The following is a 12,462-nucleotide window of genomic DNA, read 5'->3' as shown; positions in this document are numbered from 1 at the left end:
GAGACGGACGGTCCATCCGTCCACCGGCACCACGGAAGGAAGACACGTGACCACCCCAGACATCCCGCGGCAGCATGCCTCCGAGAACTACGACGTCGATCTGGAAAACGCCACCGACGGCGCGCTGAAGGCCGCCGGGCGGTGGGTTGTGGGCATCGTGGACGCGGTCCTGGGGGGCGACGGCTCCGACGCCATGGGGGCCACCGCCGTCGTGCGGCGGATCGACAACGACGCGGAGATCCTGCGCATCACGGGCAACAACATCGACGAGGCCGAGGGTCTCGTGGCGTTGATCCGCAAGGACCTGGAGGAGATGACCCGGGAGGAGTTCCTGCGGACCTGGGGCGGCAAGGACGGCGTCGAGACCGCCTCCTGAACTAGCGCCCGGGCTTCTTGTCCGGGTTCGCGGAGGACCGGTTCACGCCGGATCCCTCGCTGAGCTCGCGCGGGTTCTCCCTGCCGGCCATGGTCAGGACGGAGACCACCAGCAGGCAGGCGACGAACGCGATGCCGAACGCGGTCAGTCCGATGTCCACGCGCAGCGGCTCCTCGGTGCCGCCGGTGGACGCGATCGCGGCCACGACGCCGGAGATCAGGCCCATCACCAACGAGAAGATCAGCGGCGCCTTGATGCTCCGCTGCCACTCGGGCTTCTGCGGGGACGGGTTGATGCCCACGGGGGTTCCTCCTGCAGGGTTGGGGATGCCCCCCAGTCTACCGGCGTTCGGCCCGCTCCCGCGCATCGTGCCGGTAGCCGAAGGCGGCGATCAGCAGGAAGACCGCGACGATGATGGCGCCGCCGCCGGCGATGCCGAACAGTCCGTGCGGGTCCAGCCCCCGTCCCGCGAGCAACGCGGCGCCGGTGCCGAGCGACGCCCCGCCCGAGATCAGGAAGTCCCGCACGGGCACCAGCTCCGCGCGGTGCCGGAGCCAGGCGTAGAGCTCCAGCAACCCGGACACCGCCAGGGCGACCCCGCCGGCCACGGCCACGGCTCCCGGTTCGGGCACGAAGACCATGAACACGGCGGCCAGCGACCAGGCGATCGCCGCGCCGCCGAGCAGGCCGCGGACCGCCGACGGCACGACGCCGGCCTGCGCGAAGTCCCAGACGGCCTTGGCGGAGAACACCAGGTAGCCGGCGAAGGCGTAGGCCAGGACGGTCGCGTCGGGGGCGGGCCAGAAGACGGACAGGGCGCCGAACGCGGCCGCGGCGACCGCGCGGAACATCACGGGCTTCCAGAGGGCGGCGGCGACGTCGGCGGGGGTGGTGGGGGCAGGCACCCGACGATTCTACCGGCGCGGGTCCCCGGGGGCCGGTTCCGCGCCCCACGGCGTCCGCATCATCCCCGGCCCGAGGTCGGAGACGGTGGCCGCGCCCATCAGCTGCATCGTGACGCGCAGCTCGGCCGCGATCAGCTCGATCGCCCGCTCCACGCCCTGCTGCCCCCCGGCCATCAGCCCGTACAGGTAGGCCCGGCCGATCAGCACGAAATCGGCGCCCGCGCACAGGGCCGCGACGACGTCGGAGCCGCCCATGACGCCGGAGTCGAGCACGATCTCCACGTCCGGACCGGCCGCGGTGCGGACCTCGGCGAGCGCCCGGAGCGAGACGGGCGCCTTGTCGAGCTGGCGGCCGCCGTGGTTCGAGACGACGAGGCCGTCCGCGCCCGCGTCCATCGACTTCCGTGCGTCCTCGCCGGTGAGCACGCCCTTGACGAAGAGCCGGCCCGGCCAGACGGAGCGGATCCACTCCAGATCGGCGAAGGACAGGGTCGGGTCGAACATCGTGTTGATCAGCGTTCCCAGGTCGGCGCTGCTGGCGGAGAGCGAGGCGAACTTCAGCGGATCGGTGGTGAGGAAGTTGAACCACCATTCGGGCCGGACGGAGGCGTCCAGCACGGTCCCGAGCGTCAGCCGCGGGGGGATCACCATCCCGTTGCGTGTGTCCCGCAGCCGCTGCCCGGCGACCGGGGTGTCCACCGTCACGAGCAGGGTGTCGTAGCCGGCCGCCTGCGCCCGACGGAGGAGGTCCAGGGACCTCTCCCGGTCCCGCCACAGGTACAGCTGGAACCAGCGGCGGCCGTCGGGGGCGGCCTCGGCGACCTCCTCGATCGAACGCGTGCCCATCGTCGAGAGCGTGAAGGGGATGCCGGCGGCCGCCGCGGCCCGCGCGCCACCGGTCTCGCCCTCGGCGTGCATCATCCGCGTGAAGCCGGTCGGCGCGATCCCGAAGGGCAGCGCGGAAGGCGCGCCCGCGATGGAGGTGGAGAGGTCCGCCGTCGCCGTTCCGTGGAGGATCCGCGGAAGGAGCTCGACCGACTCGAACGCCTCGCGGGTGCGGCGGGCCGTGAGCTCGCGGCCCGCGGCGCCGTCGACGTAGTCGAACGCGGCGCGCGGGGTTCGGCGCCGCGCGATGCGGCGCAGGTCCCACAGGTCGGCCGCGCGGGCCAGGCGGGCCGCACGGCGGTCCGGATTGATCGGCTCGAAGGAGAGCAGCGGGCGCAGCTCGTCCCACCGCGGCAGGTGTCGTTCCATGGTGGCTCCTGGTCCGTCGTCGTAAGGGTCTCAGCTGGCGCCCCGGCGCCGTTCACAGCCTAGTCGGCGCGGCACACGCGGTGCCGAAGACCCGGATCAGGCCGCGACGGCGCCCATCCACCGGTCGTCGCGGATCCGCCAGAGCAGCGTGGCGGCACGCGCGGCCAGGTATCCGACGCCGAACGCCGCCCACAGCCACAGGACGGCCGCCGCTCCCCGCGGGTCGGCGGCGGACACGAGCCACAGCAACGGCAGGTACGCGGCGAGGCTCACGAGTCCCGCCAGCGACAGGTACCGGGCGTCGCCGGCGCCGATGAGGACGCCGTCGAGGACGAAGACCAGCCCGCACAGCGGCTGCGCCGCCGCCAGCACCCAGAGCCCGGCCGCGGTCGCGGCCCGGACCTCGGCATCGGGTGTGAAGAGCGCGCCGGCGAACGGCGCGGCGAGGGCGAGCGCGGCCCCCGTCGCGACGCCGAAGCCCAGGCCCCACCGGACCATCGTGGACGTGAGCCGCCGGGCGAGCGCCGGGTTCCCGGCGCCGAGCTCCTTGCCGATGAGCGCCTGGGCGGCGATGGCCAGCGCGTCGAGGGCGAAGGCGAGGAAGGTGAAGACGGTGAAGACGAGCTGGTGCGCCGCCAGCGTGGCCGTCCCGAGTCCGGTGGCGACCCACACCGTCGCGAGGACGGCGACGCGCAGGCTGAGCGTGCGCAGCATGAGCCAGGAGCCCACGCGTCCCGCCGCCACCAGGCCGGCGCGGTCGGGTCCGAGCCGCACCCCGTGGGCCCGGGCCCTCGGCAGCAGCAGGCGGAGGTAGACGGCGGCCATGCCCCACTGCGCCAGGCTGGTGCCCATCGCCGTGCCGGCCACGGAGAGTCCGGCGCCGTAGACCAACACGAAGTTCAGCACGACGTTGGAGCCGAACCCGGCGGCGGCGACGACCAGCGGGGTCCTCGTGTCCTGCAGCCCGCGCAGGGTCCCGGTGGCGGCGAGGACCAGCAGCATCGCCGGAAGCCCCGGCATGGACCAGCGCAGGTAGTCGATCGCGAATCCCTGCACCTGCCCCGTGGCGCCCATCGCCCCGGTCAGTGCGGGAGCGGCCGCCCAGCCGGCCGCGGCCAGGACGGCGCCCAGCGCGAGGGCGAGCCAGAGCCCGTCACGCCCCGCGGCCAGGGCCTGGTCCATCCGCCCGGCGCCGAACCGGCGCGCGACGGAGGGCGTCGTGGAGTACGCGAGGAAGATCATCAGGCCGACGGCGGTGTGCAGCACCGTGGTCCCGAGGCCGGCGCCGGCCAGCTCGTCGACGCCCAGATGCCCGACGATCGCGGTGTCGGCGATGAGGAAGAGCGGTTCGGCGATCAGCGCGCCCAGGGCGGGCACGGCCAGCCGCAGGATCGTCCCGCCGAGTTCCCGCTGCCGGCGGACGCCCGGCGGCGGGCCGGGGACCCCGGACCGCTCGGGGATCCCGGACCGTTCGGGGTCGCTAGGCCGCTCGACGTCGCTGGGCCGCTCGGGGTCGCTGGGGCCGTCCGCCGAGGAACGCGCCCCGCCGTCGGAAGTCATGGGGACAGCGTAGTGGCGGGACCCGCCCGACGCATTTTCCACCCCCGGGTCAGACCCCCGGTGGACGCGCGGGGCTCGGCCCCCCGGGTTCGCCCGGCCCCGGCGTGGACGCCGACGCGCCCCGCCCGTAGCGGTCCGCCAGCGGCCCGGCGCTGACCCCGTGGGCCAGGACGCTGAGGAGCACGGTGGACGCGATCACGGTGACGACCTCGTCGGCCAGGGACCCGAGTCCCTCGAGGGCGAGCAGCGCGAAGACCAGGGACGCCAGGCCTCGGGGCCCGAACCAGCCCACGAAGAGCACCGTGTCCCGGCCGAGGCCCGCGCCGATCGTCGCCAGCGCCACCGGCAGCATGCGCACCACGGTGAGGCTGAGCACCGCGTACGCCACGACCGCGACGCCGAGCCCGTCGAACATGAGCGGAACGGCGACGGCCCCGAAGAGCAGCCACACCAGCAGCGACACGAGGCTGCCCGCCTGCTCGAGGAAGACCAGCTCGCCCGCCGCCCGGGGTCCGGCGCAGGCTCCGAAGGCGAGGCCCCCGCAGAAGGCCGCGACGAATCCGTTGCCCCCCACGGCCAGCGCGCCGGTGTAGGCGAGCAGCGCCAGGGCCAGGACGCCGATGCCGACGTAGTCTTCCGCGGCGATCCCGCGCCGGCGCGCCTGCCGCAGCAGCCACCCGCCCGCGGCGCCCAGTGCGGCGCCCACGGCGGCGCCGACCAGCAGCTCGACGGCCGCCCGGCCGGGCCCTTCGGCGCCCTCCAGCCCCGCGGCGGCCGACGCACCGGCGATCGCAAACATCACGAGCGGGGTGGCGATCCCGTCGTTGAGTCCGCTTTCCACGGTGATCAGCTGGCGGATCCGCGCCGGCACCACCGGATTCGTCACCACGGGGATCCCCAGGGCCGCGTCGGTCGGTGCCAGCGCCGCGGCCAGCAGCAGGGCCAGCCACCAGCCGAGCTGCGGGAAGAGCCACGCGGCCAGCAGCCACCCGAGGACGATCGTCAGCGGCAGGCCGACGCCCAGAAGCCGAACGTACCGGCCGACGTCGCGCCGCAGCTGGACCAGCGGCATGCGGGCCGCGTCCGTGAAGAGCACCCAGACCAAGGTGGTCTCGACCAGCGGCGCCAAGGTCTCCGGTGCCCCGGATCCGTCGACCAGCCCGAACCCGGTCAGGGCCGCCCCGACGGCGATGAACGCGATGGGGGCCGTCAGGGAGGCCCGCTGGAGCCGCGCGGAGAGCAGCGACCACGCGAACAGCGCGGCCGTGATGACCACGAGCACGACCGCGCTCACGTGCATGGTGGCCCGCCGGGCACCTCCGGGGCTGTCGCTGGGCCCACGGTTCCCTCCCCTCGGGGTCTCGATGCCCCTCGCGGTCTCGAAGCGCCGGGCGTCGGCCCGGTCGCGCAAGGGCCGTGGGGCGGATGCCCGCCGGAGGGCCCAGTATCGCCCGCCGCGGCGGCGCCCGCATCACCCGCGCGGGATGACGCGCCGGGCGGCGCCGGGCGACCCGCGCAGCGCGGCGGCGGAAGCCGCGGCCGCGGCCATGAGCGCCCCGACGCAGGCCACGGCCCCGGGCCAGCCGAACGGCACGAACAGCAGCCCCACGGCCCAGCCGAACAGGCTCGAGCCGGCGTAGTAGCCGAGGTTGTAGAGGCTCGCCGCCTGCGCGCGGCCCCCGACGGCCAGCACGGGAACCCACCCGCTGGCCACGGCGTGCGCGGAGAAGAAGCCCGCGGTGAGGAGCAGCAGCCCCGCGACGACGGCGGGGAGCCACGGCGCCAGCGTCACCGCCAGCCCCGCCGCCATCACGCCGATCGACCCGAGGAGCACCGGGAGCCTGCCGAACCGGGCCACCATCGTCCCGGAACGGCGGGACGACCACGCCCCGGACAGGTAGGCCAGGAACACCAGCGATCCCCACGAGGCGGGGATCAGGAACGGAGGGGCCTCGAGCCGGAAACCCAGGTAGTTGTACACGGCCACGAAGCCGCCCATCAGGAACAGCCCCTGGGCGTACAGGGCCAGCAGCCGCCGGTCGCGCAGGTTCATCAGCAGCTTGCGTGCCAGGGTCGGCTCGCCCGGCGTCCTGCGCGGGACGGGCACGAAGCCGCGCGGCTTCGGCGCGGCGAGGATGAAGACCGCCGCGGCGACCGCGGCCATCAGGCTCACCACCAGCGTTCCCACGCGCCAACTGACGAACTCGCTGAGCGGCCCGGCCACCATGCGGCCCGCGAGCCCGCCGAGCGAGGTCCCGGAGATGTAGGTCCCCGCCGCGACCGCGGCGTACATCGGGGCGACTTCCTCGCTCAGGTAGGCGAGGGCGACGGCGGGGATGCCGCCCAGCGCGAGGCCTTCCACGAAACGGACCGCCAGCAGCGCCTCGTAGCCGGGCGCGAACGGCACCAGGAGTCCGAGCACGACGGCGGCGGCGACGGCCGCGTGCATGGTGCGCAGGCGTCCGAACCGGTCGGCGACCGCCGACCAGCCGACGACGGCCACCGCCAGTCCCAGGGTCGCTGCGGAGACGGCCAGCGCGGCCTGGGACTCGGAGACGTCGAGGTCGCGGGAGAGCTCCGGCAGGACGCCCTGCACGGAGTAGAGCTGCGAGAACGTCGCCACGCCGGCCGCGAAGAGCGCCAGGATCATGCGGCGGTAGCCCGGGCTGCCCTGGGCGTGGCCGGGCCAGGGCTCGCGGGGCCCCGCCACCTACTGTTCCAGCAGGGGCAGGACGGTGTAGGCCAGGACCAGCGCGACGCCGTTGTTGAAGAGGTGCAGCACGTACGAATACGCGAGCGACTTGCCGGAGAGCACGTAGGCCACGCTGATCACCGTGCCCAGCGTGAGGTAGGGGACCAGGGAGGTGACGTCGAAGGACCCGGCGCCGACGAAGTGGATCCCGGCGAAGAGCAGGATCGAGATCGCCACGCAGACCCACACGTTGATCCAGCGGCTCAGCTTGCCGATGAGCAGGTGGCGGAAGATGTACTCCTCGACGAACGGTCCCATGACGACGGCGGCCACGAACATGGTGGGGAAGGGGACCGACGTCGTCATGCCCTCGATCGCGAGCTGGTTCTCGCTCTTGACCGCCTCGCCCATCGTCATGAGGATCGACGCGGTGACGATCAGGCTGCCCAGCCACGCGCCGGGCACCAGGAACCCCTTGGCCCAGGGGTGGTACAGGAAGGTGCGGAAGGATTCCCGCAGGGCCGAGAAGGACATGATCATCGCGCCCGTGAACAGCACGGCGTACGCGATCAGGTTCACGGCGAACTGCGCGGTGTCCGGCGTGGTGAAGACGTCGCGGAACCCCGGGATGAAGAGCAGGAAGCCCGCGAGCCCGACGATGAAGAGCAGCAGGTAGGCCGCAAGCACCACGAAGTCGCCGCGGCGGAAGGGTCCCGGGTCGAACACGGGTTGGCGGCGCTTCGCGGCCGGCGGATACTGGCCCGGAACGCCGGGCGTGGGGTTGTGCTGCATGACCCAACCCTATCGACTCGCGGACCCGCGCGGGGGCGGGGCGCCCCCTCCGGTCGGACGCCGCGTCAGCGCACCCGGAGGCCGGCCTCCGCGGCGAGCAGCGGGGCCAGGTCTTGGAGTTGCAGGGCGTCGACCGTCGCGCCGCGCAGGCCCGAGAGCCCGGTGATGGAGCGCAGTCGCGCGCCGCGCAGGTCCACGTCGGCCAGCCGGGCCCCGTTCAGCAGCAGCGCGTCGATCCGGCAGTCCTCGAAGGCGACCCGCCCCAGGGTGGCGCCGCCGAGGTCCAGCTCCTCGATGATGGTGCCGCGGAAGACGACGTCCCGCAGCGTGGCCTGCCGCAGGTTGACGTAGCCGAGTTTGCCGCCGTCGAACAGCACCGCGCGGAGATCGGCGCCGTGCAGTTCCGCGGAGCCGATCCGGGAGCGCTCCAGCCGGGTGTTCCACCACGCGGAGCCCGGCGCCTCCAGCGCGGGCGCGATCAGGTCCACGAACTCGCAGTCGCCGAAGGACGCCCGGGCCAGCCGCGCCCCGGACAGGGCGACGCGGCGGAAGCCGCAGTCGGTGAAGACGGTGTCCTCGAGATCCAGCCCGTCCGCGTCGTCCCCCTCGAACTGGAGCCCGTCGCTGCGCCCGTCCGCCTCCGGCGCGGCGAGGTCCCCGGCACGGCCGGGCGCCCCGGGCGCGAAGGACGGCAGCCGAGGCGCCTTCGGGGCACCGGGCTCCGCGGCCCCGCGCCGCGGAACGCCGGGTTGCCGGGCGGTGGTCTTCGCGGCTGCGGGGTTCGAACCGGAGGAGGCTGGCACGGCGGGCATGTGCCCAGCCTAGCCGCGCCCCGCTCCCGCCCGCTCTCCCCCGGATCAGCTCCCGCCGGACGGGCCCCGCTCCGCGGACGGTGCCGACTCCGGGGTCGCCCCCGCAGCGGCCCGCGCCCGCCCGTCGGGCGACGTCCCGTCGGCGGCGGCGGGCGAGGCCGCCCCGGCGCCCTCCGGCGGCGGCTCACCGGGGGCATCCCCCGGCGCCGGTCGGACCGGCCCGGACCCGTCGCCGGCGTCGTCCGCGTCCGGGTCCTGCGCCGGGCCGGCGAACTGGGACATGTAGAGGCGGTGGTAGGCGCCCCGCGCGGCCAGCAGCCGCTGGTGCCCGCCCTGCTCGACGATCCGTCCGGACTCCATGACCAGGATGGTGTCGGCGTCGCGGATGGTCGAGAGCCGGTGGGCGATGACGAAGCTCGTCCGGTCCGTGCGCAGCGCCGCCATGGCGTGCTGGACCAGCAGCTCGGTCCGCGTGTCCACGGAGGAGGTGGCCTCGTCGAGGATCAGCAACGACGGATTCGCGAGGAAGGCCCGTGCGATCGTGATCAGCTGCTTCTCGCCCGCGGAGACGTTCGTGCCCTCGTCGTCGATGACGGTCGCATAGCCGTCGGGCAGCGCGCGCACGAAACGGTCGACGAAGGTCGCCGTCGCCGCCGCGCGCACCTCGTCGTCCGTCGCGTCGAGCCGTCCGTAGCGGATGTTCTCCAGGATGGTGCCGTTGAAGAGCCACGCGTCCTGCAGGACCATCCCGACCTTGGAGCGCAGCTCCGAGCGGGAGATTTCCGTGATGTCGGTGCCGTCCAGGGTGATGCGGCCGCCGTCCAGTTCGTAGAAGCGCATCACCAGGTTCACGAGCGTCGTCTTGCCCGCGCCCGTCGGCCCGACGATGGCCACCGTGTGCCCGGGGTGCGCCTCGAAGGAAAGGTCCTCGACGAGGGTCTTCTCCGGATCGTAGGAGAAGGTGACCGCGTGGAACTCGACGTGCCCCTCCGTCCGTTCGGGCAGGTGCGCGGTGGCGGTCTCCGCGTCCTGCTCCTCGGCGTCGAGCAGCTCGAAGGTGCGCTCCGCGGACGCCACGCCGGACTGCAGCATGTTGGCCATGCCGGCCATCTGCCCCAGCGGCTGCGTGAACTCGCGCGAGTACTGGATGAAGGCGGTCGCGTCGCCGAGGGTCATCTGGCCCGAGGCCACGCGCAGCCCGCCGACCACGGCGATGCCCACGTAGGCCAGGTAGGAGATGAACTGCATCACCGGGTAGATGGTGCCGGAGACGAACTGCGCGCCGAACGAGGCCCTGAACAGCTCCTCGTTGCGCTCCTCGAAGCTCTCCCGCGCGTCGGCCTCGCGGCCGAACACCTTCATCAGGTCGTGCCCGGAGAAGGACTCCTCGATCTGGCCGTTCAGCGCGCCGGTGGACTTCCACTGGGCCGCGAAGAGCCCCTGCGCCCTGGTCCCGATGACGGCGGCCGCGATACCGGACAGCGGCAGGGCCACCAGCGCGATCAGCGCCATCTGCCAGGAGACGATGAACATCATGATGATGATGCCGATGACCGTCAGCATCGACTGGATGAGTTGGGCGAAGGCCTGCTGCAGCGCGTTCTGGATGTTGTCGACGTCGTTGGTCACCCGGGACAGGACGTCCCCGCGCTGGCGGGTGTCGAAGTAGTTGAGGGGCAGGCGGTTGAGCTTGTCCTCCACGTCCCGGCGCAGGCCGTAGACGACGCGCATGACGAGCCGGTTCAGGATGTAGCCCTGCGCCCACATGAACACCGAGGCGACGAAGTACATGGCCAGCACGATCATGATGAGCCGGCCGAGCTCCACGAAGTCGATCCCGGCTCCGGGGACCACGGTCATGCCGGAGATCATGTCGGCGAGGTCGTCCTGCCCCTGGGCGCGCAGTCCCTCGATGACCTGCGCCTGCGTCGCGCCCTGGGGCAGCCCCCGGCCCACGACGCCGGAGAAGATGACGTCCATCGCCTGGCCCAGGATCTTCGGGGCGATGACGGTCAGGACGACCCCGGCCGCCACGAAGAGCAGCACGAGCGCCAGGCCGAGCCTCTCCGGCGCGAGCAGGCCGATCAGGCGCGCGGCGGAGGGCCAGAAGTGCCGCGCCTTGCGCACCGACTGCTGGCCTCCCCAACCGTCGTCGATGGCCATCTCCTGGAATTCCTCGGCCTCGTCCACGGCGGCCGGCTCGGCGGCGGTCCCGCGGTTCCCGGTGTTCCTCGCCATCTAGGCCACCTCCTCCACGCTGATCTGCGACTCGACGATTTCGCGGTAGGTCTCCGAGGACTCCAGCAGCTCCGCGTGCGTCCCGCGGGCCACAATCGCGCCGTGGTCGAGCACCAGGATCTGGTCGGCGTCGGTGATCGTCGAGACGCGCTGCGCCACGATGATCACCGCGGCGTCGCGCGTGGTCTCCTTCAGGGCGGCCCGCAGCCGCGCGTCCGTGGCCACGTCCAGCGCCGAGAACGAGTCGTCGAAGAGGTAGACGGAGGGGCGGGCGACGATGGCGCGGGCGATGCACAGCCGCTGCCGCTGGCCGCCGGAGACGTTGGTCCCTCCCTGCGAGACGGGCGCGTCCAGCCCCCGCGGCTTGTCGCGCACGAAGCCGTCGGCCTGCGCCGTCGCCAGCGCGGCCCAGAGCTCGTCCTCCCCGGCACCGGTGTTGCCGAAGCGGAGGTTGGAGGCGACCGTCCCGGAGAACAGGTAGGGCCGCTGCGGGACCATGCCCACCCGCTCCGAGATCTGCTCCCGGGTCAGCTCGCGCACCGGGACCCCATCGATCAGGACGTCGCCGGATCCGGCGTCGTACAGGCGCGGGATAAGGTTCAGCAGGGTCGTCTTGCCCGCTCCGGTGGAGCCGATGATCGCCGTGGTCTGCCCGGGCCGGGCGGTGAAGCTCAGGCCGCTCAGCACGGGGGCCTCGGCGCCCGGGTAGCCGAAGCCCACGTCGCGGAACTCCACCGTCCCGCCCCGGGAGGGGTGGGTCCGGGGAGCGGCGGGGTCGCGGAGCGAGGGCTCGACGGCGAGCACCTCGGCGATGCGCTCGGCGCAGACCGCCGCGCGCGGGATCATCATGGCCATGAAGGTGCCCATCATGACGGCCACCAGGATCTGCAGCAGGTACTGGAGGAAGGCCGTCAGCGCGCCGACCTGCATCTCCCCGGCGTCGACCCGCTGCCCGCCGAACCAGAGCACGGACGCCGTGGCGAGGTGGAGCACCATGCCGATGAGCGGGAACATCAGGACGAAGAGGTTGCCCACCTTCACCCCGACGTCCGTCAGGCGGGCATTGGCGTCGCCGAAGCGCCGTGTCTCGAACGGCTCGCGGACGAAGGCGCGAACCACGCGTATGCCGATGATCTGCTCGCGCAGCACGCCGTTGATGGCGTCGATGCGGTCCTGCATGAGCCGGAAGAGCGGCATCAGCAGGTAGACGAGCACGCCGACGACGACCACGAGGACGGGCACCGAGACCCAGACGAGCCAGGAGAGGGCGATGTCCTCGCGGAGTGCCATGATGATCCCGCCGATGCACATGATGGGCGTGGAGACCATGAAGTTCAGCCCCATCAGGACCAGCATCTGGACCTGCTGCACGTCGTTGGTGCCGCGCGTGATGAGCGTGGGCGCGCCGAACCGGTTCACCTCCTGGGCCGAGAAGGAGGAGACCTTGTGGAAGACGCCGCGCCGGATGTCCCGGCCGACCGCCATCGCCGCCTTGGCCCCGAAGTACACCGCCGCGACCGCCGTGATCACCTGGACGAACGCGACGGCGAGCATCACGCCGCCCGTCCGCCAGATGAAGTCGGTGTCGCCGCGGGTGACGCCCTCGTCGATGATGCGGGCGTTGAGGCTCGGCAGGAAGAGCGTGGCGAGCGTGGTGGCCAGCTGGAAGGCCAGCACCGCCCCGATCCATCGGGCGTAGGGGCGCGAGTACCGGAGTATCAGTCGCATGAGCATGGTGTTCGGTCCTTTGTGCATCCCCCGCGGCATGGCGGCGGACGGTGGGCGCCCGTGGGGCCGGCTGCGCCTCGGGCAAGCCAAACACTACCTCGCGGC

The 12,462-nt window shown here is 73.0% G+C and carries 11 protein-coding genes; 1 reads left to right on the top strand and 10 read right to left on the bottom strand.

From position 1 onward, the window contains the following. The first annotated feature begins 46 nt into the window (after positions 1 to 46). Positions 47 to 376, top strand: coding sequence for a hypothetical protein (locus ACETWP_RS02985; RefSeq protein WP_373970709.1), 330 nt, complete (start codon positions 47 to 49; stop codon positions 374 to 376). A 1-nt stretch (position 377) separates the two neighbouring features. Here the strand turns inward: ACETWP_RS02985 and ACETWP_RS02980 are convergent, their stop codons facing one another. From ACETWP_RS02980 to ACETWP_RS02935, 10 genes are all read right to left on the bottom strand, one after another. Beyond that, the gene (locus ACETWP_RS02980; protein ID WP_373970708.1) at positions 378 to 677 is read right to left on the bottom strand and encodes a hypothetical protein; all 300 of its coding nucleotides are present in this window, start codon (positions 675 to 677) and stop codon (positions 378 to 380) included. Positions 678 to 714: 37 nt separating this feature from the next. After that, positions 715 to 1,281 (bottom strand): hypothetical protein, encoded by a 567-nt coding sequence (locus ACETWP_RS02975; protein WP_373970707.1) that lies wholly within the window; start codon positions 1,279 to 1,281, stop codon positions 715 to 717. Positions 1,282 to 1,290: 9 nt separating this feature from the next. Continuing rightward, the gene (locus ACETWP_RS02970; protein WP_373970706.1) at positions 1,291 to 2,535 is read right to left on the bottom strand and encodes an alpha-hydroxy acid oxidase; all 1,245 of its coding nucleotides are present in this window, start codon (positions 2,533 to 2,535) and stop codon (positions 1,291 to 1,293) included. Positions 2,536 to 2,631: 96 nt separating this feature from the next. After that, positions 2,632 to 4,095 carry an MATE family efflux transporter gene (locus ACETWP_RS02965; RefSeq protein WP_373970705.1) on the bottom strand — a complete coding sequence of 488 codons (1,464 nt, stop codon included), beginning with the start codon at positions 4,093 to 4,095 and terminating at the stop codon, positions 2,632 to 2,634. 49 nt (positions 4,096 to 4,144) lie between these two features. After that, entirely contained in the window at positions 4,145 to 5,395 is a 1,251-nt protein-coding gene (locus ACETWP_RS02960; RefSeq protein WP_373970704.1) for a cation:proton antiporter domain-containing protein, read from the bottom strand. 171 nt (positions 5,396 to 5,566) lie between these two features. Beyond that, complete coding sequence (locus tag ACETWP_RS02955; protein ID WP_373970703.1) at positions 5,567 to 6,805, bottom strand: MFS transporter; 1,239 nt, start codon at positions 6,803 to 6,805, stop codon at positions 5,567 to 5,569. Next, a complete protein-coding gene (locus tag ACETWP_RS02950) occupies positions 6,806 to 7,579 on the bottom strand; it encodes a CPBP family intramembrane glutamic endopeptidase (protein ID WP_373970702.1) in 774 nt (257 codons plus the stop codon). It abuts the gene before it with no gap. A 65-nt stretch (positions 7,580 to 7,644) separates the two neighbouring features. Continuing rightward, positions 7,645 to 8,391, bottom strand: coding sequence for a pentapeptide repeat-containing protein (locus ACETWP_RS02945; protein WP_373970701.1), 747 nt, complete (start codon positions 8,389 to 8,391; stop codon positions 7,645 to 7,647). Between the two features lie 45 nt (positions 8,392 to 8,436). Further along, a complete protein-coding gene (locus ACETWP_RS02940; RefSeq protein WP_373970700.1) occupies positions 8,437 to 10,629 on the bottom strand; it encodes an ABC transporter ATP-binding protein in 2,193 nt (730 codons plus the stop codon). Continuing rightward, positions 10,630 to 12,363, bottom strand: coding sequence for an ABC transporter ATP-binding protein (locus ACETWP_RS02935; RefSeq protein WP_373970699.1), 1,734 nt, complete (start codon positions 12,361 to 12,363; stop codon positions 10,630 to 10,632). Positions 12,364 to 12,462: the final 99 nt, after the last annotated feature.

The organism is Arthrobacter halodurans, assembly GCF_041877255.1.
Classification (GTDB): Bacteria; Actinomycetota; Actinomycetes; order Actinomycetales; family Micrococcaceae; genus Arthrobacter_N; species Arthrobacter_N halodurans.
The sequence above is the reverse complement of the archived record's forward strand: the minus strand, read 5'-3'. Positions and strand labels throughout refer to the sequence as shown.

Excerpts from the sequence above, each read along its gene's own strand:
- ACETWP_RS02970 (WP_373970706.1), bottom strand. The coding sequence starts at position 2,535 with ATGGAACGACACCTGCCGCGGTGGGACGAGCTGCGCCCGCTGCTCTCC.
- ACETWP_RS02965 (WP_373970705.1), bottom strand. The coding sequence starts at position 4,095 with ATGACTTCCGACGGCGGGGCGCGTTCCTCGGCGGACGGCCCCAGCGAC.
- ACETWP_RS02960 (WP_373970704.1), bottom strand. The coding sequence starts at position 5,395 with ATGCACGTGAGCGCGGTCGTGCTCGTGGTCATCACGGCCGCGCTGTTC.
- ACETWP_RS02950 (WP_373970702.1), bottom strand. The coding sequence starts at position 7,579 with ATGCAGCACAACCCCACGCCCGGCGTTCCGGGCCAGTATCCGCCGGCC.
- ACETWP_RS02945 (WP_373970701.1), bottom strand. The coding sequence starts at position 8,391 with ATGCCCGCCGTGCCAGCCTCCTCCGGTTCGAACCCCGCAGCCGCGAAG.
- ACETWP_RS02940 (WP_373970700.1), bottom strand. The coding sequence starts at position 10,629 with ATGGCGAGGAACACCGGGAACCGCGGGACCGCCGCCGAGCCGGCCGCC.
- ACETWP_RS02935 (WP_373970699.1), bottom strand. The coding sequence starts at position 12,363 with ATGCTCATGCGACTGATACTCCGGTACTCGCGCCCCTACGCCCGATGG.